Annotated in this window: 20 protein-coding genes and 1 tRNA gene; 17 read left to right on the top strand and 4 right to left on the bottom strand. The window is 63.7% G+C overall.

The annotated features are described in order from the left end of the window. The 7 genes from MRBLMA1_RS16590 (at position 1) to MRBLMA1_RS16560 (ending at position 5,885) form a co-directional block, all read left to right on the top strand. Positions 1 to 1,146 carry an alpha/beta hydrolase family protein gene (locus tag MRBLMA1_RS16590; RefSeq protein ID WP_363738171.1) on the top strand — a complete coding sequence of 382 codons (1,146 nt, stop codon included), beginning with the start codon at positions 1 to 3 and terminating at the stop codon, positions 1,144 to 1,146. Then, positions 1,143 to 1,451, top strand: coding sequence for a hypothetical protein (locus MRBLMA1_RS16585; RefSeq protein WP_363738170.1), 309 nt, complete (start codon positions 1,143 to 1,145; stop codon positions 1,449 to 1,451). Before MRBLMA1_RS16590 ends, MRBLMA1_RS16585 begins: the two co-directional genes overlap by 4 nt. Next, a complete protein-coding gene (locus MRBLMA1_RS16580) occupies positions 1,444 to 2,268 on the top strand; it encodes a 2,3-dihydroxyphenylpropionate 1,2-dioxygenase (protein ID WP_363738168.1) in 825 nt (274 codons plus the stop codon). The genes MRBLMA1_RS16585 and MRBLMA1_RS16580 overlap by 8 nt, the downstream gene beginning before the upstream one ends. Further along, on the top strand, positions 2,265 to 3,044 hold the full coding sequence (locus MRBLMA1_RS16575; RefSeq protein WP_363738166.1) for an alpha/beta fold hydrolase: 780 nt from the start codon (positions 2,265 to 2,267) through the stop codon (positions 3,042 to 3,044). Before MRBLMA1_RS16580 ends, MRBLMA1_RS16575 begins: the two co-directional genes overlap by 4 nt. Positions 3,045 to 3,048: 4 nt before the next feature. Next, a complete protein-coding gene (locus MRBLMA1_RS16570) occupies positions 3,049 to 4,179 on the top strand; it encodes an FAD-dependent oxidoreductase (RefSeq protein WP_363738165.1) in 1,131 nt (376 codons plus the stop codon). Then, positions 4,179 to 4,838: an aspartate/glutamate racemase family protein gene (locus MRBLMA1_RS16565; RefSeq protein WP_363738163.1), complete on the top strand. Its 660-nt coding sequence runs from the start codon at positions 4,179 to 4,181 to the stop codon at positions 4,836 to 4,838. The genes MRBLMA1_RS16570 and MRBLMA1_RS16565 overlap by 1 nt, the downstream gene beginning before the upstream one ends. Positions 4,839 to 4,901: 63 nt before the next feature. After that, positions 4,902 to 5,885 (top strand): helix-turn-helix domain-containing protein, encoded by a 984-nt coding sequence (locus MRBLMA1_RS16560; RefSeq protein WP_363738161.1) that lies wholly within the window; start codon positions 4,902 to 4,904, stop codon positions 5,883 to 5,885. Positions 5,886 to 6,035: 150 nt separating this feature from the next. Here MRBLMA1_RS16560 and MRBLMA1_RS16555 read toward each other — a convergent pair whose 3' ends face one another. Then, the gene (locus MRBLMA1_RS16555; protein ID WP_363738159.1) at positions 6,036 to 6,800 is read right to left on the bottom strand and encodes a TetR/AcrR family transcriptional regulator; all 765 of its coding nucleotides are present in this window, start codon (positions 6,798 to 6,800) and stop codon (positions 6,036 to 6,038) included. A 74-nt stretch (positions 6,801 to 6,874) separates the two neighbouring features. Here MRBLMA1_RS16555 and MRBLMA1_RS16550 point away from each other — a divergent pair, with 74 nt between their 5' ends. The 6 genes from MRBLMA1_RS16550 (at position 6,875) to MRBLMA1_RS16525 (ending at position 12,960) form a co-directional block, all read left to right on the top strand. Further along, the gene (locus tag MRBLMA1_RS16550; protein ID WP_363738157.1) at positions 6,875 to 9,220 is read left to right on the top strand and encodes a xanthine dehydrogenase family protein molybdopterin-binding subunit; all 2,346 of its coding nucleotides are present in this window, start codon (positions 6,875 to 6,877) and stop codon (positions 9,218 to 9,220) included. Next, on the top strand, positions 9,217 to 9,876 hold the full coding sequence (locus MRBLMA1_RS16545) for an SRPBCC family protein (RefSeq protein WP_363738155.1): 660 nt from the start codon (positions 9,217 to 9,219) through the stop codon (positions 9,874 to 9,876). The genes MRBLMA1_RS16550 and MRBLMA1_RS16545 overlap by 4 nt, the downstream gene beginning before the upstream one ends. A gap of 2 nt (positions 9,877 to 9,878) precedes the next feature. Beyond that, positions 9,879 to 10,352, top strand: a complete 474-nt coding sequence (locus MRBLMA1_RS16540) for a (2Fe-2S)-binding protein (RefSeq protein ID WP_363738153.1) — start codon at positions 9,879 to 9,881, stop codon at positions 10,350 to 10,352. After that, a complete protein-coding gene (locus MRBLMA1_RS16535; RefSeq protein WP_363738151.1) occupies positions 10,349 to 11,161 on the top strand; it encodes an FAD binding domain-containing protein in 813 nt (270 codons plus the stop codon). The genes MRBLMA1_RS16540 and MRBLMA1_RS16535 overlap by 4 nt, the downstream gene beginning before the upstream one ends. Further along, positions 11,130 to 11,939: an SDR family NAD(P)-dependent oxidoreductase gene (locus MRBLMA1_RS16530; protein WP_363738150.1), complete on the top strand. Its 810-nt coding sequence runs from the start codon at positions 11,130 to 11,132 to the stop codon at positions 11,937 to 11,939. Before MRBLMA1_RS16535 ends, MRBLMA1_RS16530 begins: the two co-directional genes overlap by 32 nt. 61 nt (positions 11,940 to 12,000) lie before the next feature. Next, positions 12,001 to 12,960, top strand: a complete 960-nt coding sequence (locus MRBLMA1_RS16525) for an XdhC family protein (RefSeq protein ID WP_363738149.1) — start codon at positions 12,001 to 12,003, stop codon at positions 12,958 to 12,960. Between the two features lie 179 nt (positions 12,961 to 13,139). Here MRBLMA1_RS16525 and MRBLMA1_RS16520 read toward each other — a convergent pair whose 3' ends face one another. Further along, positions 13,140 to 14,327, bottom strand: a complete 1,188-nt coding sequence (locus MRBLMA1_RS16520; RefSeq protein WP_363738148.1) for a tyrosine-type recombinase/integrase — start codon at positions 14,325 to 14,327, stop codon at positions 13,140 to 13,142. Positions 14,328 to 14,426: 99 nt separating this feature from the next. Beyond that, positions 14,427 to 14,516: transfer RNA gene (locus MRBLMA1_RS16515), tRNA-Ser, on the bottom strand. Between the two features lie 122 nt (positions 14,517 to 14,638). Here MRBLMA1_RS16515 and hspQ point away from each other — a divergent pair. The 3 genes from hspQ (at position 14,639) to MRBLMA1_RS16500 (ending at position 17,803) form a co-directional block, all read left to right on the top strand. After that, positions 14,639 to 15,010, top strand: coding sequence for a heat shock protein HspQ (hspQ, locus tag MRBLMA1_RS16510; RefSeq protein ID WP_133653889.1), 372 nt, complete (start codon positions 14,639 to 14,641; stop codon positions 15,008 to 15,010). Next, positions 14,967 to 15,740: a GDSL-type esterase/lipase family protein gene (locus MRBLMA1_RS16505; RefSeq protein WP_363738146.1), complete on the top strand. Its 774-nt coding sequence runs from the start codon at positions 14,967 to 14,969 to the stop codon at positions 15,738 to 15,740. Before hspQ ends, MRBLMA1_RS16505 begins: the two co-directional genes overlap by 44 nt. 119 nt (positions 15,741 to 15,859) lie before the next feature. Further along, a complete protein-coding gene (locus MRBLMA1_RS16500) occupies positions 15,860 to 17,803 on the top strand; it encodes an OPT family oligopeptide transporter (protein ID WP_414714772.1) in 1,944 nt (647 codons plus the stop codon). A gap of 87 nt (positions 17,804 to 17,890) precedes the next feature. On the opposite strand, the gene MRBLMA1_RS16495 is transcribed toward MRBLMA1_RS16500, so the two are convergent. Further along, positions 17,891 to 20,656, bottom strand: a complete 2,766-nt coding sequence (locus MRBLMA1_RS16495; RefSeq protein ID WP_363738142.1) for a TonB-dependent receptor — start codon at positions 20,654 to 20,656, stop codon at positions 17,891 to 17,893. Between the two features lie 179 nt (positions 20,657 to 20,835). Here MRBLMA1_RS16495 and MRBLMA1_RS16490 point away from each other — a divergent pair, with 179 nt between their 5' ends. Continuing rightward, positions 20,836 to 21,909 carry a phytase gene (locus MRBLMA1_RS16490; protein ID WP_363738140.1) on the top strand — a complete coding sequence of 358 codons (1,074 nt, stop codon included), beginning with the start codon at positions 20,836 to 20,838 and terminating at the stop codon, positions 21,907 to 21,909. Positions 21,910 to 21,937 lie beyond the last annotated feature (28 nt).

Genomic DNA, 21,937 nt, shown 5'->3' with positions numbered 1-21,937 from the left:
ATGCCGAATGCCGATACCGTTCATGAACGCCCCAGGACGCTCGAAGAAGCCAAAGCCTGGATGCTGGATCGCACCCGAAAGCGCATCCACCCGATGAACAACCTGAGCTACGAGGACACAGAAGGCGTCGTCGCCCAGTTGCAGGGCCTTGATCCGGTCAACTGGGCTGCGGCCTGGACCGCCGCCGGCGAGGCTGCCTTTGCCGCCGGCGTCGCTGCGCGCGAGGCCGGCAAGCTCGAGGACGCCAAGGCGCAGTTCCTGCGGGCGGACGGCTTCTTCTTCCTGGGTCGGTTTCCTTGCCCCAATCATCCCGACAAGCTGGCAAGCGCAGCACGCGAGCGCGACGCTTATCTCGCTGCAGGCGCCTTGTTCGATCCGCCGATCGAGCGGGTCAGCGTTCCGTTTCAGGGCGAAGAAGGCGACGGCGATGAGGTTGTGTTCCTGCTGCGGCGCCCGAAGGGCATAGAGCGACCGCCGGTCATCGTCATGTGGGGTGGTGTCGACGCCTGGAAGGAGCAGATGACTGCGGCGAGCGACCTTGCGCTCAAGCAGGGGGTAGCAACAGTCGCGATAGATGGGCCGGGAACCGGGGAATCGCCAGTCAAGGGTCGGCCCGGCGCCGAACAGCAGTTTCTGCCGGTCTTCGACTGGCTGGCCGCGCGCGACGATCTGTCGGGCCGGTTGCCCGGATGCCTCGGCCGTTCGTTCGGCGGCTACTGGGCAACGCGGCTGGCCCACCTCTATCCCGATCGGATCGCCTGCGGCGTCAACTGGGGCGGTGGCGCCCACTTCATGTTCCAGCGCGATTGGATCGAAAGCTCGCGTTATCCCGACAGCTACCTGATGGAGCTCGTCGAGACGCGGATGCGGATGCTCGGCGCTCGCACAGAAGGCGAATATGTAGAATTCTTCGAGCGCCTGTCGCTGCTCGATGCCGGCATGCTGGACGGCCCCTGCGCCCCAATGCTGCTGGTGAACGGGCGAGAGGACAAACAATGTCCGGTTGCCGACATCGACCTGCTCGTCGGCCACGGAGAACCCAAGTCGGTGCGGATGTTCCCCGGCGGGCACATGGGGATCACTCCACAAACCCTTCCGCTGATCATCGACTGGACATGCCGCATGGTGAAGGAGCGCGCCCAATGATCAACAATTGGCTACAGGCCATTCCGACGGGCGAGGCCTATCAGATCAACCGGGTTCTTTACCGGATCCAGCATGACCGGGACGAGGAGAAACGCTATTTCGCCAATCCCGACGTCTATATCGCAAGCTATCCGGAACTGACCCCGGCGGCAACCGCGGCACTCGAGCACACCGACGTCACGCAGCTCTATCTGCTGGGTGCCAACCCCTATCTGCTGCGCGCTTACTGCCTGCAACTCCGGATCCCGGAACAGGAGTATCTCGCCGCGCTGAGGAAGGCTGGCAAGGAGCTGGAAAATGGCTGAAATTGCAGGGATCTTCGCCGTCAGCCACACCCCGGTGATGACCAATCTGCCGCACGCGCCGGCAGAGGAGGTGGCGCGTCAGGTGTTCGACGAGTTTCGCCGGACGGGCGAAGAAATCGCCCGACTGGACCCGGACGCGATCGTGCTCGTGTCCAACGATCATCTTCACAACTTCTTTCTTGGCAACATGCCGGCGTTCTGCATCGGCATCGCCGACACCTATGACGGCCCGATCGAGGGCTGGCTCAAGGTCGACCGCAAGACCATTCCGGGCGCGCGCAGCCTTTCCGCGCACATATTGCAACATTGCCTGGACAGCGGCTTCGACCCGGCGTTTTCGCTCGAACTCGTGCTCGATCACGGCATGGTCACGCCGCTCACGCTGGCCGGCATTTGCGGCGACTTTCCGGTGGTGCCGATCCTGGTGAATTGCGTCCAGCCACCCCTGCCGAGGATGATGCGCTGCATCGAGCTTGGCCGGGCAATGGCCGAGGCAATTCGTTCCTACGATGGCGCCGAACGGGTCGTGGTGCTCGCCACCGGCGGCATCGCTCACGACGTCGGCACGCCGCGCATGGGCTACGTCAACGAACAATTCGACCGGCGCTTCCTCGAACTGCTCGGCGGAACCGACGAAGATGCGCTGACCTCATTTTCCGAGGCGGAAGTCAATAGCGCCGGCAACGGCGCCGAGGAAATCCGCAACTGGCTCGTCGCGCATGGCATTGCTGGTTGCCGCAACTTCGAACTGAACCACTACGAGCCGGTCAGCGAATGGTACACGGGCATCGCTCTGGGCCGATGGAGGGGTGAATGAGTGCGGTGCTTTCGGGCCGCACCGCCGGAGCCAATACGCGGCCAGCGGTCGTGCTGTTGCATGCGATCGCTACATCCTCAGCGTTGTGGGATCCGCAGATCGAGGTCTTGGCGGAGCGCTTCCACGTTATAGCCCTTGACCTGCCCGGCCATGGGAGAAGCGCGGCGCCGCCGTTTGCCGGATCCATCGAGGATTATGCTGTCGCAGTCCTGGCAACGCTGGATGCCATGGGCGTGGAGCGGTTCGGTGTGGTTGGCCTCTCGTTCGGCAGCTCTATCGCGCAGGCCATGGCGGTGATGGCGCGCGAACGGGTGACCTCGGCGGTGCTGGCCGGGGGCACGGCATATCCGCCGCCGCCTGTCCAGGAAATGTGGCGTAGTCGCGCCGCTGGAGCGCGCCGCGATGGAATGGGCGGCCAGGTAGACGACATACTGGCGCGATGGTTTACGCCGGCGTTCCTCGTATCTGCAAAGGCGCGTGTCGATACGATCCGCCAGCTGGTCCTCGCGACACCGGCCGAGGGTTATGCGCTTGCGGCCGAGGCGATTGCCGGGCTGGACAACCGGGCCATACTCTCGCGGATCACCTGCCCGACGGTGGTTGTTGCCGGTGAGCACGACGTGGCGGTGCCGATCGAGGCGCTGGAGACGATCGCACGGGCAGTCCCGAACAGCCGTCTGGAGCGTGTGAACGCGGCCCATCTTATGAACGTGGAGGCAGCACGGCAATTCACCGACCTTGTCGGTGGGCACCTGTCCTCCACCATTGAGAGTTGATGCCATGAACAAGCTGAATGATCTGAAGGCTCTGATCGTTGGTGGCGGGGTCGGCGGCATGGCGACGGCCCTGTGCCTGCGTCAGTTGGGTGTTGCCGTCGATCTGATCGACAAGGATCCCGAATGGCGGGTCACGGGCGCCGGTATCACCGTGACTCGGCCGACCCTGCGCGCGATCAAGGCGCTCAACCTGCTCGAGGAATTTCTTGAAGTCGGGTTTGCCGGAAACGGGATACAGGTCTGCAACGTCAACGGGCAGCCGGTCACGCACCTGCCGGACCCTGAGCTGGGGGAGGATCTGCCCGGCAGCGGTGGCGTGATGCGGCCCGACCTTCACCGGATCATGTCGAGCCGGGTGCGCGATGTCGGCACCGATGTTCGCCTGGGTTGCACGGTCGACGGCTTTGACCAGGGCGACCATGCCGTCGAGGCGCGGTTCAGCGACGGCCAGACGCGCACCTACGACTTCGTGGTCGGCGCGGACGGTGTCTTCTCCGCGACACGCGCGGCGATCTTTCCGGATGCCGACCAGGCCGAATATACCGGGCAGACCGTGTGGCGCCTGTACACGACGCGGCCCGCGGGCATCGACCGGCGGCACTTTTTCCTTGGGGGCCCGCACAAGATCGGGCTGTCGCCGGTATCCCAGACCCACATGTACATGTTCCTGCTTCAGGTTGGCCCGCGGCCGCCAATCTACCCCGTCGACGAACTGCACGTCCGCTTGCAGGAGCTGATGGCAAGCTATGGCGGAATTCTGGCCGGGATCCGCGATGGCTTGACGGTGGATTCGGTCATCAATGTGCGCCCTCTTGAGGCATTCCTGTTGCCTGCGCCCTGGTACAGCGGGCGCATCATCCTGGTCGGCGATGCGGCTCATCCGACAACCCCGCAGCTGGCTTCGGGGGCCGGCATGGCGATCGAGGACGGACTGGTGCTGGCCGACGAATTGCGTCGTTCCGGGGGAGACGTGGCGCGCATGTTCGCGGCATTCATGGCCCGTCGCTATGACCGCTGTCGGCTGGTCACCGAAAATTCGATTGAGATCGGCCGGCGCGAGCAGGATGGGCGGCCTCCCGAGGAGCAGACCATCCTTGTCGAGCAGTCGCTGGCCAAGCTGGCGGAACCGATCTGATGGCACCGCCCAGGATTGCGCTGATCTCAGCCCTGCGGCTGTCGCTCGATCCCATCACGGAGAGCTTCCGGCGATTGTGGCCAGAGGCGGAACGCGTCCATATTCTCGATGACAGCCTGTCGGTCGACCGTGCGATTGATGGAATCCTGACGGAGTCCATGATCGGGCGCTTTGTCGAATTGTCGCGCTATGCGATCAGGTTCGCGCGCGCCGACGCTATCCTGTTCACCTGCTCGGCCTTTGGCGAGGCGATCGAGACGGTGGCGGGGATGATGGACATTCCCGTGCTGAAGCCGAACGAGGCGATGATCGACGAGGCTGTCGCGCTGGGGCGGCCAGTCGGCCTCCTCGCCACGTTCGCGCCGACTCTCGGTTCCATGCTTGGTGAATTTCCAGGATCGCTTGATGTCGAACCCCGTCTTGCCGTCGGGGCGTTGGAGGCAGCGGAGGCCGGGGATTTTGCCGAGCATGACCGCCTGTCTGCGGTCGCGGCACAGGGTTTCAGTTCCGAACGCGTAGTCGCACTGGCCCAATTCAGCCTGGCCAGGGCAGCACCGGAAATTGCGCGGGTCACGGGCGCGACGGTACTCACCACCCCGGACTGTGCGGTCAAAGCCTTGCGGCGCAAATTTGGACAGGTCACAGATTTTTCTGGATAGATGTACTATTTTCCGGTAATTCTCCTTGCGAAAATGGAATTGCTTGCGGGGAGAGGGGCAATAATGGCCGAGGCTGCGCTCCGGGCGGAAACCTTCACTACAGCTGGTGTGCCCAGCGGTCGGCGATCATCCAAGTTTCGCAAGGACATGGCCTCGCTGTTCTCGATCGGACTGAATATTCGGCCCGTGGGCTCGCAGGCGCTGGAGTGCGCGGTCGATGGATTTGCGCGGCCCGGCCTGCGTTTCGCCAAGTTGCGCTTTTCTCCGCATATCACCGAACCCGCCAGTTCGCAGCCAAGCCCGGTTCCCAGCTATCTGGTGAGCGTTCACCGCGAGGGTACCGCATTTGTCAGCCAGGGAGGGCGAGAAAGCATGATCCGCCCCGGCGACATGTTTCTCGTCGATCCTGCTCGACCGTTCATGATAGAAACCGGCGAAATTTGCACCACGTCCATCTACGTTCCCTGCGCGGCGCTGCGTTGCTATTTTCCCAATGTCGACAGCTGCACGGCGATTGCGATGCAGACGAATACAGGTCCGGCCGCGTTATTCAGAGCGTATAGCGACGAACTCTTTCGTGTCGGCATGCAACTCAACGCCGATGCAGCCGAAAAGGTGGCTGACACGATACCGTTGATCCTCTCGACCGTGCTTTGCGGCATGGCTGAGGATTTTTCTCCGGTGTCGGCGGGCGGCCAGGCCGCCCATCGCCAACGGGTTTTGACGTTCATCCGGCAGAATCTGGCGGACGCCGACCTTTCCCCTTCTCTGATCGCCCGCAACGTCGGACTGTCGCTGCGCTATCTCTACGAATTGTTTGAGGGTGAGGCTGAGCCCTTGATGCGGCGCATATGGCGCGAGCGACTGGAGCGCTGCAAGGGAGAAATCGTGCATCCGCAAATGACGGATATATCGATCGGCGAAATCGCCTTTCGTTGGGGTTTCAACGATGCGTCGCATTTCAGCCGGGCATTCCGGCGTCAGTTCGGGGTTGCTCCGCGCCAGGCGCGCCTGGCTGCGCTCAGGCGTGACCTGTCGGTGAACTAGCGCGATTTCCAAGCGATCGGAACCGATCGCTGATTAAGAAATCGCGGAAAACAAGAAATCCAGAGCGGAGAGCGGATTCAATCAGATCGAAACCCGCTCTGGATTTCAAGATCACGGCAGACGGCTATCGTCTCGAGGAAATCGCCCGGTTCAATTTGATGGGGCATTTTCAGACGGAAATCCGATCTCCGCCTTTCCTGAAAATGCCTTGGCATCGGATGTAGAGGGCGCTTGCGCGGCGAGCGCGCGCATGCCGCCGGCAAGGAACGCAATGGCCTGATCATAATTTTCCGAGAGACGATCGCTCGACATCTTTCCGTTGGACAGGCGGTCCAGTAGCTTGGTCGACGCGAACAATCCCACCATGACGGAAATCAGGTGGACATAACCCTGTGTCGCCGTGTCAAGGGTAAGTCGCGGTTCCACCTCGCGCATGAGCGAGATGAACTTTCGACCCGTTTCGCCAAACAGGCGGTCCACCAATGGCGCCCAGCGCGCATCCTGAGCGATGTGCGCCAATATCTGCGCGTATCTGCGCCAACCGTCAGACCCTCCTTCGACCTTGTCGCGAAAGGGATCGAGGAATGCGTCGAGCAAAGCTTCGATCGTCGGATCAACCAGATCGCTCAGTCTTTCTTTCCGCCTTTGGGTGAGTTCTTCTGCGCGGCGCGCGACAACTGCTTCGAACAGCAATTCCTTATTGGGGTAGTGATAAGTAACGACCCCGAGGTGCTGGGCTGCTGCGTCCGCTACTTGACGGATCGAGACGGCTTCGTAGCCGGACAGGGCGAATTGGGCTTCGGCCGCGTTCAGGATCGCCTGCCTGGTGCGCTCGCCCTTGCGCATTGCCTTTTCATTTTCTCGTACGGTCATACAGAAATCTCTTGCCTCTTTCGTACACGGGCTTAAATTCAATATCGCACCGCCGTCAAGCCGTGGGGATGTCCACGCCAATGATCGACCAAGGCGGTAACGAGCGGGGAGGAAAAGTGTCCGGTTTTGGCATTGGCCAGGCGGTCCGGCGTCGCGAGGATCGTCGCTTTCTGACGGGCGCCGGCAGCTACGTCGGTGACGTCAAGCGGGCTCGCGTGGCGCATATGTGCGTGATCTATTCGGACCAGGCGCATGCGGACATTGTCCGCATCGACGTCAAGGCCGCAATGGAGTCGCCGGGCGTGCTTCTGGTCCTCACCGGGCAGGATGCCGAGAATGAAGGTCTTGGCGGCCTGCCGCCCTATTTCATGCCGGAGGACGCCGGCGGCCCACCGGGCTTTCGCACCATCCGCCCCATTCTGGTGTCCGATCGGGTCCGCTGTGTCGGTGACAGGGTGGTCGCCGTCATAGCGGAGACCGCCGACCAGGCCCGCGACGCGGCCGAGGCCGTCGAGATAGAATATTCCCCCCGTCCTTGCGTCACGACGCCGGACGGCGCTGCGGCGTCCGATGCGCCGGAAATCTGGCCTGGTTGCGAAGGGAACCGCAGTTTTACACTGGCATTTGGCGACCCCGAACGCACGGACGAGGCGTTCGCCCGCAGCGCTTTCGTCGTGCGGCTTGACTTGCGCAACAACCGCCTCTCGGCCAACTCGATCGAGCCGCGATGTGCGCTGGGCGAGTTCGTCATGAATGATGGCGATGGTCAGTACATCCTGCACACCAGCTCGCAAAACCCGCACGGCGTCCGCAAGATGCTGGCGAATTCGGTACTCGCCATTCCCGAAACGTGCCTGCGCGTCATCTCTCCCGATGTCGGTGGCGGGTTCGGAATGAAAGCCGACCCCTATCCCGAGGATGCGCTGGTTCTATGGGCGGCGCGCAAGCTGGGGCGGCCGGTAAGGTGGATTGCCAGTCGTTCGGAATCACTGGCGGGCGATAATCATGGTCGCGACCAGGTTGCTTCGGCGCAGATGGCCTTCGACGAAAATGGCCGGGCCATAGGCCTGCGCGTACGCGCCTATCACGCGCTGGGCGCCTATGTCGCTTCGGCTACGGTTGCACCGATCACCTTTTCGATGCGCATGTTGCCCGGGGTCTACGACATCCCCGCCATTGATGTGCGGACGTCGGCCATGTTCACCAATTGCTCGCCCACGGGTCCGTATCGCGGCGCAGGCCGGCCCGAGGCATGCTTCATGCTTGAGCGGCTGATGGATGAAGCGGGCCGCGTTTCGGGATTGGGGCAGGTGGAGATCCGGCGCCGGAACCTGATCGCCGAGCAGGCCTTGCCATATGCGACCCCCACCGGCTTCACCTATGATAGTGGCGATTTCGCCGGAATGATGGATAAATGCCTCGAACTGGCCGACTGGGAAGGCTTCGCGGCGCGCAGGCAGGCGTCGGAAGGCCGAGGGCTCGTTCGCGGACGCGCTGTCACCTGCTATATTGAGAGCGCAGGCGTGTTCAACGAGCGCATGGAACTGCGCTTCGACCCGTCTGGTGGAGTATCGATCCTCGCCGGCACTCATTCGCACGGCCAGGGGCATGCGACCGCCTTCGCGCAGCTGATACACGACTGGCTCGGTATCCCCTCTGAACAGATCCGACATGTTCAGGGCGATACGGATGCAGTGACGTTCGGTCGCGGGACCTATGCCGCCCGTAGCTCCATGCTGGCAAGTACGGCGCTTCGGGCCGCAGCCGACGAGGCGATCGCGCGCTGTTCGCCTATGGCGGCAAGTATCCTTGAGGTGGACCTCGATGCCGTGGAATTCGGCGAAGGCCTTTTCCGGGCCAAGGCCACGAACCGCACTGTCTCGTTGCAGCAGGTGGTCAGGGGCTTCTTCGCGCCGATGGGCGTGCCGGGCGGCCAGTCCCTGGGTTTATCGACCGTAGGCACGGCCGGCGGTGAAGCGCCGAACTTCCCGAACGGCGCGCACGTCTGCGAGGTCGAGGTCGACCCCGAAACCGGTGCCATCCGGATAGACCGCTACACCGTCGTCGATGACGTGGGCAAGGCGATCAACCCGATGATTTGCGAGGGCCAGATCATTGGCGGCATCGCCCAAGGCGTCGGGCAGGCTCTGGTCGAGGAGGTCGTCTACGACCCGGCCACCGGCCAACTGCTGAGCGGCAGCTTTTCAGACTATGGAATGTTGAGGACAGACACGATGCCAACCATAGCCGCGAGGCTTGAGGAAATTCCATGCAAGACCAACCCCGTCGGGGTCAAGGGCGTGGGGGAATCCGGCACGATCGCCGCGCCGCCCACGGTGGTCAACGCGGTGCTTGATGCGCTGCGCCCGCTTGGCGTCACCGACCTGCAAATGCCGCTGACTTCGGCGCGCATATGGTCCGCGATCGATGCCGCCGCCTCGCGCAAGGCAGAACCGGCGTGAAGCTCGTCGGTGAAGCGCTGATCCGCGCCGAGCGCGAGCTGGTCTGGCAGGCGATCAACGATCCCGATATCCTGCGCCAATGCATCCCGGGGTGCGAGGAAATCACGCGCGAGACACCGGTCGACTGGGTGGCGACGGTGGTGACCCGCGTCGGGCCGGTAAAGGCCAGGTTCAATGGTCGAATCCGGCTTGAGGATCTCCAGGCGCCGGAAAGCTGCCGCATCGTCGGCGAAGGATCAGGCGGCGCGGCCGGTTTCGCCAAGGGGGCCGCGCTGGTCCGCCTTGCGCAGGAGACGGAGGGCACGCGGCTTACCTATGATGTCAGCAGCGAGATCGGCGGCAAGCTGGCCCAGATCGGCTCGCGCCTGATCGAGGCTTTCGCCAAAAAATATGCGGCTGAGTTCTTCGACAAGTTCGGAGCGATCGTCGAAGCCGGAACGGCCCCGGATATATCCGCAATTCCGGGCGAAGCGCCGGCTGCACCGATCCCCGCCGGAGATGGGCGGGTGCCCTTGCCTGTTGCAGGCGCGCAGCCCCGTCCCGCACCGGCTGTCGCGGAATCCGCCCGGCGGTGGTTCGATGCCCAGTCGTTCACGATCCTGGTGCTGGCAGCGCTGTTGGTCTTCATGACCGTCATGTACACACTCAAGCCCTGATCATGGAAAAGCTCTACCCACTTTCGCTTGCTGTGAACGGCCGGGAAGTCAGCGAGATGGTCAGCGCGCGGCTGCTGCTGGTCGATTTCCTGCGCGATGTTCTGGGTCTGACGGGCACGCACATCGGCTGTGATACCACCCAATGCGGTGCCTGCACCGTTCATTGCGACGGGCAGGCCGTGAAGAGTTGCACGATGCTGGCGCTCCAGGCGCAAGGGCAGGCGGTCACCACGATCGAGGGGCTCGGTCCACGGGGCGATCACCCGCTGCAGCAGGCGTTTCGCGAGGAGCACGGCCTTCAGTGCGGTTATTGCACGCCCGGCATGATCATGGCTGCCGCCGCGCTTCTGGACACGAACCCCTCGCCGGACGAGGCTGCGGTCCGCCATGCGCTGGAAGGCAATCTGTGCCGCTGCACCGGGTACCAGCCGATCATCGCGGCCGTGATTTCCGCCAGCCGGAAGACCGGCCAATGAGAGAATTCGTCTATTCTCGCCCTGAAACTCTTTCGGACATTCTCGATATCCTTGCGGGCGATTCCGATGCCAGGCCGCTGGCCGGAGGCATGACCTTGCTGCCGACCATGAAGCAGCGGCTTGCCGGTCCTTCGGAGCTGGTGGACCTGGCGGGGGTTCCACTGCTGAGCGAGATCGAGGAAGACGAAGGCGAACTGCAGATCGGCGCCATGGCAACGCACGCTGCCGTCGCAGGCAGCGCGCTCGTGCAGTCCCGGCTTCCCGGGCTTTCGCTGCTGGCCGACGGCATCGGTGACGTCCAGGTCCGTAACCGGGGTACGATCGGCGGCTCGATCGCCAACAACGATCCGGCGGCCGATTACCCGGCGGCGATCCTCGCGCTCGATGCGGTGGTCGTCACAGACCGCCGCGAGTTGCCTGCCGACGCCTTCCTGACAGGATTGTTCGAGACCGCGCTGGAACCGGGCGAGCTTGTCCTGCAGGTGCGCATCCCCACTGACCAGGCATTTTCCTATGCCAAGTTCCGGCACCCGGTTTCGGGTTACGCCATGACCGCCGTGGCCGTCGCCCATGGCCCCCGTGGCTGGCGGGTCGCAGTCACCGGAGCGGGCGCGGGGGCATTCCGGATGCCGGACGTCGAGCAACAATTGTTGCGCGACGGCAGCCCCGAAGGCATCGATCGACTGACCTTCGATCTGCCGGAACTCATCAGCGATTTTCACGCGGGCGCGGACTACCGGGCCAATCTTGTGCGCGTGATGACACGGCGGGCGGTACATGCTCTGCTTGGAGGACAAAATGCCGACTGAGCTTCCCCGGTCGGGCCGTCTTGCCGCCAAGGTCGTCGCGATGACTGGCGCCACGGGGGGACTTGGCCTGGCGACCGCGCGATTGATGGCGCGCGAAGGCGCGAAACTGGCTCTGACCGACATTGACGAGCAGGCGCTGGATATTCTGAAAATGGATTTGATGGCCGAAGGAACCGAGGTCGTTGCGGTTCCGGGTGACGCGACCCAGCCGGAAACCCACGCCGCGTTGGTCAGCCTGGCCATGGAACGGTTTGGCGCCCTGCACGCCTGGTGCAATATCGCCGGCATTCTGGGGCCCGGCGATCTGGCCGACGTCACGCTGGCCCAGTTCGACCGTGTGATGCACGTCAACTGCTTCTCGCAACTCATCGCCATGCAGAAGGCCGCGCCGGCCATCCGCGCTTCGGGCGGCGGGGCGATCGTCAACGTCTCGTCGGTCGGGGGGCTGGTATCGCTGCCCCACATGAGCGTCTATTGTGCTTCCAAGGCGGCGATCATCGGCATGACGCGGGCATTGGCGGCCGAACTGGCGCCCGACATCCGATGCAATGTCATCTGTCCGGGCGGAATCGACACCGGCATGGCGCAAGGGCTTCTGGCCGGGTTACCGCCGGAGGACCGAGCGGATCTGCTGGCCAAGTTGACCGGTCGCCAGCACCTCAAGCGCTTTGCCCACCCCGCCGAGATCGCGAAAACCATCCTGCACCTCGCGTCGGACGAATCTTCGTTCATGACGGGATCGGTCATCGCCGCGGACGGCGGCCACACGAGTTGGTAGACAAGGCCAAGGCGCTCGCAACGTTGATGCGGTTTTCGGTGGCGGCTCGTCTGGTCGGCGGATGACGAACGGGCCGCACTGCATCGACATGGTCAGCCACCCACGGGACGTCGCCCGATTTGTCGTCGAATGCGCCGAGGCCCGGATCGGCGTGGCGCTGGTTTTCGTCACTGCGGTCGATGGGGGCAGCATGCGCGAGCCCGGCCTGCGAATGGCGGCCAGCATTACGGGCACCACAGCAGGCTATGTGTCGAACGGCTGCGTCGAGGCGGACCTGGTGGCGCAAGCGCGCAAGGCAATCGTCGAAAATCGGCCGGCGGCCGTACAATATGGGCGGGGCAGCGGCAGGATCGACGTGGTGTTGCCGTGCGGAGGCCGAATCGAACTGTTGATATATCCCGTCGCGGATCATCATCTGCCGGCCCTGCGGGCCATGATTGAGGCGGAACGGGAGGCCGGGGCGATCGCACTGGCAACGGACGGCTCGCTCCGGTGGTACCCCGGAATGGAACCTGCCTCGCCCGGCACAGCGGCCTATGTGGTTCGACCGAAGATCCGGCTATTGATCGTGGGATCCGGCGTGGAGGCGCTGGTCCTGGCGCGTCTGGCTGCGGCAGCCGATGTGCAGGTCGAGCTGGTCTCGCCGGATGACATCACGCTGACCAAGGCACGCGATGCCGGAATTTCCGTGCGGGAACTGCGGGGGCTTTCGTCGCCCGTTGATTTGCGCATCGACGGGGGCACTGCGATAGCCCTGATGTTCCACGATCATGAATGGGAGCAAATGGTGCTGCGCCGGGCGTTGGGCAGCGACGCCTTCTATGTAGGTGCGCTCGGTAGCCGGCGAGCTCATGCCCGCCGCGTTGAAGGCCTGGTCGCTTCCGGGTGCAGCAATGAAGGCATCGCAAGGATCAAGGCGCCGATTGGTCTGGTTCACCAGCTGCGCGATCCGCATTTAATCGCCGCATCGGTGATCGCGGAAATTGCAGCCGCTTTTCAGGAGCGGTTCACGGCGTTCTAAGTACCAACGTGCGCTAAGGCTGAACAAACGACAGCTTCAACGGGCTGCCGCTCGGAAGCGGACTAACTGGAACGTCGACAAAGCGGATATAATGACCGGCCCGCACGCGGCAATGAAATGTCCGCTGCCGGTGAGCGAAATTTGGCCGCTGAGCGGCCAGGAAGGGTCGCAGCCAATCATCACTTCCCGCAATAAGCTCCCCATTCGTCCATCAGCTTCCTCCTCTTCTCGAGAAGGTTGCCTCGCCGATACGCAGCTTCCGTTTTGTCCCTAACGCGGTGCGCCAACGCCGCTTCCGCAATTTCGCCGGGATGGTTGGTCTCCTCGCTGACCCAGTCCTTGAAGGCAGAGCGAAATCCGTGGGCGGTCGCGTCCTCCTTCATCTCGCGAAGCAGCTTCGTGAGCGTCATGTCGCTCATTGGCATGTCCCCCCTGGCACCGAGAAACACGAGCGATCGCGATCCGATCCGCAGTTCGCGGCAACGCTCGATGATGGCGATTGCTGGTGCCGACAGCGGAATGACATGCTCGCGCGCCGCCTTCATCCGCGCGGCCGGGATCGTCCAGAGCTTCTCCTCCAGGTCGAATTCTTCCCACGCCGCCCCGCGAACCTCGCCGGATCGCACGGCGGTCAGGATGGCAAAGCGCAGCGCCAGACGGCTAAAGGATTCCCGCTCGGCGAGCTTGACCATGAAGGCCGGGACCCTTGCATAGGGCATGGCCGCAAAATGCCCCTCCTTCTTGGGTTGGCGGGGGAGCCCTTTGGTGATCGCCCTCATCGGCGCCTCGCTCTCGCGGTAGCCCGAAGCATAGGCCCAGTCGAGCACGGTGCCGATCCGCTGCCGAACCCGCCGCGCCGTCTCCGGCTTGGCAAGCCAGATGTCCGACAGCAGGTTACGGATCATCGGGCCGGTGATCTCGTGAACCTGCACATGGCCGATATGCGGGAACACATAGGCTTCGAGCGTCTGGAGCCACTGCTTCTCGTGCTTCTCGTTGCGCCATGTCCTGCTGTGGGCCGCAATCACCCGGGCAGCCGCTTGGCAGAATGTGGGAATGCCTTGGGCCTTGCGCCGCTCGAAGATCGGATCCAGGCCGAGTTCGACCCAGGTGCGGATTTCCCGTGCCCGTTCGCGCGCAGTCGCTAATGACACTTTCGAAGCGCTGCCGAGGCCAAAGTCACGCCGGTTGCCATTTTTCTGCACCCGACAGACCCAGCTCTTCCCACCACCGGGCTGAACCACGAGGAAAAGGCCATCGCCATCACCTAACCTTCCAGGGCGTGTTGCTGCCTTCACAGCGCTGGCGGAGAGCTTTCCCATGCGACCAAATCTCCCACATTCTTTCCCACATTTCCAATCGGTCACTGGTGGACTGGCAGGGATGGACGTGGATACGAATCACGCTGAAAGCCGCAGAAAAGCTAGGCTTCAGCGATTCGGAACGGATGTGAAAGGACAGGATGGTGGCGGAGAGGGAGGGATTCGAACCCTCGGTACCGTTGCCGGCACGCCGCATTTCGAGTGCGGTGCATTCGACCACTCTGCCACCTCTCCGCAGAAGGTTCGGCGCGTGCCGTCCCGGTCGAGCGGCGGCCATTAGCGAATGATTTTCACCTTGCCAAGCAGCGGCGAGCATTTTTCTTGTTTCGCACCGCAAGCATCCTAAATTGTGTCACATGAACGACGCGATTCAGATTTTCGGAACCGATGTTACAGCCCCGCCCATCGTCCACGCCGGCTTCAGCATCGGCGATGTCGTGCAGCACCGCCTTTTCGGCTTTCGCGGGGTGGTGTTCGATATCGATCCCGTCTTCGCCAATACGGAAGAATGGTATCAGGCCATTCCCGAGGAGGTCAGGCCGGACAAGCATCAGCCCTTCTACCATCTGCTCGCCGAAAATGGCGAAAGCAGCTATGTCGCCTATGTCAGCCAGCAAAACCTGATCGCGGACGACAGCGAGGAGCCTGTCGATCATCCCGCCATCTCCGGCATGTTCGGCACCTATGCCAACGGCAAATATCAACTCCGCCCCCTGCATCGCCACTAGGGGCCGCCTCCGGGCGGGCCGGGCGCTGATCGGCCTTGCGCTGCTGCTGGGGGCTGGCGGCCTGCTGCACGCGGCCGAACAGGCACCGGCGCTCAAGGTCAATGCCGATCCCGCCTTTCCGTTCTCGCGCGAGATCGAGGCATTTGCCAAGGCCAACGAGGCCGGTCCCGCAATCACGGACGCCACGCTGTTCCTGGGCAGCTCCAGCATTCGCCTGTGGGACATCGGCGGCAGCTTCCCTGACATCGGCGCCATCAACCGGGGCTTCGGCGGCGCGACCACCCCTGATGTCCTGCATTATTACAAGCGCCTGCTGCCCAGGGCGAAGCCGCGTTCCATCCTGGTCTATGTCGGGGAAAATGATCTGGCCGCCGGTGCCAGCCCGGCCGAGGTGGCGAACAATGTGCTGGCCCTGCTCAGGCAACTGCGCACCGATTATCCCAAGGCGCATATCGCCTATCTGTCCTTGAAGCCCAGCCCCATGCGCTGGACGCTCTGGCCGAAAATGGCGGCGGTCAACATGACCGTGGCGGCGCGGGCGCGGGTAAGCCGTTTCGACTATCTGGATGTTGGCCGCGTATTGCTGGCGCCGGACGGCCTGCCCGACGCATCTCTGTTCCGGCCTGACGGGCTGCACATGAATCCGCGCGGCTACACGCTCTGGACGCGGTTGGTCGATGCTTATCTGGATGCCGCCGTCGCCGGCGACACCAGGGGCGCCGCCTCGTGACGCTTCGCGCGCACTTTCCGATTGATCCACAGCCAAGCAACATTATTACCAGACATCGGTAAAACAGCCGCAGGCAAGGGGACAGACGAGTGACAAGTGATTCGGCCAAGGCGGCCCCCATGGCGGAGCTGACGCTTCGCGGCGTCATATTGGGCGCGCTCATCACTTTGCTGTTCACGGCCGCCAACGTCTATCTGGGCCTCAAGATCGGACTGACCTTCGCCACCTCCATCCCTGCCGCCGTCATCTCCATGGCCGTGCTGCGGCTGTTCGCGACCGGCACCATCCTGGAAAACAACATCGTCCAGACCATCGCATCGGCGGCCGGCACGCTGTCGGCCATCATCTTCGTTTTGCCGGGCCTGGTCATCATCGGCTGGTGGCAGGGCTTTCCCTATTGGCTGAGCGCCTTCACCATTGCGCTGGGCGGCATATTGGGCGTCATGTATTCCGTGCCGCTGCGCCGCGCACTGGTGACAGGTTCCGACCTGCCCTATCCCGAGGGCGTGGCCGCCGCCGAAGTGCTGAAAGTCGGCGCCGGTTCGCGCGAGGGGCTGGAGGAGAACAAGCGCGGCCTGGCCGCCATCGTCGCCAGCTCCGTCGCCGCAGCCGCCTTCGCGATCCTGGCCAAGACCAGGCTGATCGCGGAGGAAGCCGCAACCTACTTCAAATTCGGCGCGGGCGCGTCCAGCGTTTCCACCAGCTTTTCCATGGCGCTGATCGGCGTCGGGCATCTGGTGGGCCTGTCGGTGGGCATCGCCATGTTCTTCGGCCTGCTGATAAGCTGGGTCGGCCTGGTGCCCTACCTTACTGCCCCTCTTCCGACGGGCGCCGATCTGAGCGAACTCGTCGGCACCACCTTCCGGATGAAGGCGCGCTTCATCGGTGCCGGCACCATCGGCATCGCCGCCATCTGGACCCTGCTCAAGATATTGGGACCGATCGTCAGCGGCATCCGGTCCGCCATGGCGGCGGCGAAGGTCCGCAAGTCCGGCAATGCCGGCCTGCTCGACCTTAGCGAACGCGATCTTCCCATCGGCGTCGTCGGCGGCACCATCCTCGCTTCGCTGCTGCCGATCGCGGTGCTGCTGTGGATCTTCGCGCAGGGCGGGCCGATCGCGCTCAACCCCGTGCCGATCATCGTGCTGACGCTGGCCTATATCCTGGTGGCGGGCATCGTCATCGCATCGGTCTGCGGCTATATGGCGGGGCTGATCGGCGCATCGAACAGTCCGATTTCCGGCGTCGGCATTCTCGCGGTGCTGGGCGCCTCGCTGATCCTGGCGGCCATCTACGGGTCGGGCGGCGATCCGAAGCAGGCGCAGGCGCTGATCGCCTATGCGCTGTTCGTCACCGCCATCGTCTTCGGCGTCGCAACCATTTCCAACGACAATCTTCAGGATCTGAAGACCGGCCAGCTGGTTGGCGCAACGCCGTGGAAGCAGCAGATCGCGCTGGTGCTGGGCGTGATCTTCGGCGCGCTGGTGATCCCCCCGGTGCTGGACCTGCTGAACAGCGCCTTCGGCTTCGCGGGCGCGCCCGGCGCCAAGGCGACCGCCCTCCCCGCGCCGCAGGCCGCGCTGATCTCCGCCCTGGCGAAGGGCGTGCTGGGCGGCGATCTCGACTGGGGCCTGATCGGCTTCGGCGCGGGCATCGGCGTGATCGTCGTCGCCATCGACGAACTGCTGGGCAAGGCGGGCAGGCTCCGCCTGCCGCCTTTGGCGGTCGGCATGGGCATTTACCTGCCGATGGCGCTGACCCTGCTGATCCCGGTCGGCGCGGTGATCGGGCATCTCTACAATCGTTGGGCGTTGCGCCAGTCCAGCCCCGAATTTGCCGAGCGCATGGGGGTGCTGATGGCGACCGGCTTCATCGTCGGGGAAAGCCTGTTCGGCGTCGCCTTTGCCGGGATCGTCGCGGCGACGGACAGCGACGCCCCCATGGCGCTGGTGGCGGAGAACCCCTGGGCCGTGCCGCTGTCGGTAATCGCCTTCTTCGGCGTGATCTGGGCGCTTTACGCGCGCCTTCGTCGCTGGGCCAGCGCACCTTTGGGACCAGCCTGACAAACCTCCGACAGGGGCCGAAGGATGAAATGAAGGGGGCCACCTCAGGTGACCCCCTAATTTCTTTATTCCTGAAGCTTCTGCGGATCAGAAGTTGAACCGGATGCCGCCGGTATAACGGCGACCGAAACGTTCCCACTCGATCGTCTGGTTGCTGCTGTTGGGCGCCTGCACGCCGCTTGCGCGCAGCAGGCTGCCCGGATCGGAGAAACGGCGGCCCGGATGGTTGAGCAGGTTCGATGCGTCGAAATAGATCTCGAAATTCCGGGTGATCGCATAGCGCGCCGAGAAGTCCAGTTCGTCGTCCGAATCCCAATAGGTGTCGCCCGCATCGGCCAGGCTACCCACCGTGTCGAGCCATTTGCTGCGGTTCTGATATTGCAGGCGGATCGACAGGCCATATTTCTCGTAATAGCCGCCAATATTGTAGACGAAGTCCGACGTGCCGGGCAGCCGCAGCTTGCGGTTGCCCAGATCGACCTTGCTGTTGTTCAGCGTGATGTTGGCCGAAACGCCAAAGCCGCCCAGGAATTCAGGCAGGCCCAGATCGTCCGTCCATGGCTCAAGCTGCAACTGCGCAGCCGCTTCCAGACCATAAATGCGGCCCGAACCACCATTGACGAGGCCGCTGAACGTATAGCCGGACCGGTCGATGCCGTTGCTGTTGAGCGCGGCCGAATTGAAGGTGCGGGAGGAGGTGTAGAGGAAATCCTCGATCTTCTTGTAGAAGGTGCCGATCATCAGATAGCCCTGCGGACGCAGATACCATTCGAAATAGGCGTCGACGCCATAGGCGCGCTCGGGCTTGATCGCCGGATTGCCGCCCGAGATCGTCTCATTGCTGTCGTTGACGACGACATTGGGCCGCAACTGGTCATAATCGGCGCGCGCCGCGCCGCTGTTGAAGGACAGGCGCAGCTTCTTCGTGTCGTCGATATTATAGTTGATGTGCATGCTGGGGAAGGCCAGCGTCTGCGTGGCCTCTGCCGTGACGAGACCGCTGACCCCCGCAATGGTGCCGACGGCTGAACCCCGGTTCTTGATATGCTCGACGCGCACGCCGCCGACCACCGAACCCCAGTCGTAGCGGAAGGTACCCATCAGGTAACCGGCGATGATCTCCTCCCGCACATCGTAATTATTGCCGGTATTCGGCGCGAAGGCATAGGCCGCTTGCGCCGCCTTCGACGCGGCGCGCATCTTGTCCGTGTCGAAATAATGGAAGGTGTAGCCCATCGGGATCTCGCCCAGGAACTTCTGGTCGGTCGAGAACTGGTTATAGTCCGTGGGCAGGACGGTCGCGGCCTGCGCGGCGTTCAGCGTGATCTGCCGTTCGTCCGCGATCTTCGTGCGGCGGTCATATTGGATCCCGCCCTTGAGCGTCGCATGTTCCAGCTCACGCGCCAGAACCAGGCGACCCGTATAGGCCTTGGTCGTGTCCACCGCGTCCAGCACCGTGAAGCCGGAAAGCGGCTTGGTGAAGCTGTCGACGTCCACGACCTGCGCACCGGCGGCATAGCGGGTCGGGCTGGCCAGTTGCTGCGTGCGGTAGAGCGTCAGGCGCGACAGGTTCGGGTCGGAAAAATCATAGGCGACGGTCGGCCGCAGGTTGCGCGTGCCCGGGCTGTCCCAGGTCGCCTCCCCCACGACCGATCGGTCGTCCTTCGATTCGGTATAGTTGCCGACCCAGCTCAGCCTCCAGCCGTCGGCAAATTCATGATCGCCCGCCAGCGTATTGGTGAAGACCGACTGGCGAAAGGCGCGCAGCGTGGAACGCTGGCGGATGTCGATGCCATAGACCGTGCCCTGCTGCGGCGTGTTGCCGATGCAGACGTCGGCATAGCCCGAAGTGGCCGGCGTCGCGTTGGGCGTAATCGTGCAGGCAGCGCTGCTGCTCGACAGGTCGGATTCCCTGTCGTCCAGATCGAAGCGGTAATTGTCCCGCGCCTCGTCATCGGTGAAGATGGTATAGATCGACCGGAGCGAGATGGTGTTCCGCGCGTCCGGCTTCCAATCCAGGCGGCCGGAAACCGACCAGTTCTTGCGGGTCAGACGATAGAGCTTGTTTTCGGCTTCGTGGGCCCAAAAGCGCGTTTCGTTGCCAGGGCGGGCATCCCGGCTGACGCGCTCATAATCGGTCTCGAAATTATCCGTGACCATGTTGCGCTCATAATAGCTGCCCGACAGCAGCACGCCGATCTCACCGATGCCGGTCTGGAAGCGGTCGGAAACGACCAGCGCGCCTTCATATTCCTTCCTGTCGCCCAGTTCGGCAAAGCCAAGGCCGCTCTTCCCCGCCAGATGGAAGCCGTCATAATCGAAGGCCGACCGCGTGATGACGTTGACGTTGCCGGCGACCGTTTCGCCCGGCATGTCGGGCGTCACCGCCTTCGACACGATGATCTTGCCGGCAATGGCCGACGGGATGGAATCGAAACGGGCGTCGCGGCCTTCCGGGCTCACCACGTTGATGCCGTCGAACGACAGGGTGGTCCAGGTCTTGGGCGCGCCGCGCAGATTGATGTAGCGGGCCTGGCCCTGGTCGCGCTCGACGCTGATGCCGGGCAGGCGGCTGGCGGCCTGCGCGATGTTCTGGTCAGGCAGGCGACCGACCGAGTCGGACGCCGCCACCGTGACCAGCGAGTCGCTGTTTTTCTGGATTTCCAGGGCCGCCGCCTCGGACTCCGCGATCGGGCGGGTGCCGGTGACGACAATCGCTCCCATATCGTCATCCACGGCCGGCGCCTGGGCTATGACCTGAGACGAAGCCAAGGCCCAACCGGCAACGCCGCAGGTCAGCGCAAGACGAACGAACGGTGCGCCGGCGCGCGGCCGGACGAAATCATGTTGCATAGGATCCCCTGTTGAAACGGCCCGTTAAAAATGGGCCTGGCGGCGCACGTAGAGCGGCGGAAATACAATCCCGTGAAATTATGGTGACAGAACAGTGACATGCCAGGCGCTACTCGCCCTCTTCCGTCACAGCCCCGTCATAAAGCGCGTCCAAGAGGTGCCGCAAACGGGGGCATTCCATGACCAGACAATCCACTGCCGGCCTTTGCGCCGCTTTCCTGCTCGGCGCCTGCGCCAGCGCGGCGCCAGAGCGCCCGCTGATGGAACGCATCGCCAACGCCACGCCGGCCGTCACCGTGACGGCCCGCGGAGAAACCACGCCCGTCGGCACGCCCAATGCCGATGCGGCAGATGATCCGGCGATCTGGCGCAACGCCGCCGATCCGGCGCAGAGCCTGATCGTGGGCACCGACAAGAAGGCGGGCCTTTACGTCTACGCGCTGGATGGGAAGACCCGCGACTTTCTCGACGCGGGCCGGGTCAACAATGTCGATCTGCGCGACGGGGTGATGATCAATGGCCGGAGCGGGATATTGGTCGTCGCGAGTGACCGCAACGACATTGCCCATGCCAGGCTGGCGCTGTTCCGCCTCGATCCCGCCTCAGCCAGGTTGAGCGCCCTGGGCAAGGTGGACGCCGGCCAGGGCGAGGCCTATGGCATCTGCCTCTACCGCGCGACGGAAGCGACCTATGCCTTCATCGTGCTGAAGGACGGCACGGTGAATCAGGTCGCGCTCGACACTTCCGGGGCCACGCCCATGGGCCGCATCGTGCGGAGCCGGAAGCTTGGCACCCAGTCGGAAGGCTGCGCGGTCGACGACCGCACCGGCATCGCCTATGTGGCGGAGGAGGATGTCGGCCTCTGGCGCTTCGATGCCCGTGCCGACGCCCCCACCACCCTGACCAGGATAGCGGCGGCGGACGGCAGGAACCTCGTCATGGATGCCGAAGGCGTCGCCATCGCGCCAATGGGCGAGAAGGACGGCTATGTCCTGGTCTCCAGCCAGGGGGATAATGCCTATGTCGCCTATCGGCTGTCGGACGACAGCTATGCCGGCCGCTTTCGCGTGGTCGAAGGCAGCATTGGCGGGTCGGAGGAAACCGATGGCATCGACCTGATGCTGGGCGATTTCGGACCGGGCTATCCCGGCGGGCTGTTCGTGGCGCAGGACGGGCACAACGCCACGGCGGCGCAGAATTTCAAGCTGGTGGCCTGGGACGACATCGCCAGGGCACTCGACCTGCCCCGTTGATCCGGAAAGTCCCTCCCGTTTCCGGGAG

This window comes from Sphingobium sp. LMA1-1-1.1 (assembly GCF_040676365.1).
Classification (GTDB): domain Bacteria; phylum Pseudomonadota; class Alphaproteobacteria; order Sphingomonadales; family Sphingomonadaceae; genus Sphingobium.
The sequence above is the reverse complement of the archived record's forward strand: the minus strand, read 5'-3'. Positions and strand labels throughout refer to the sequence as shown.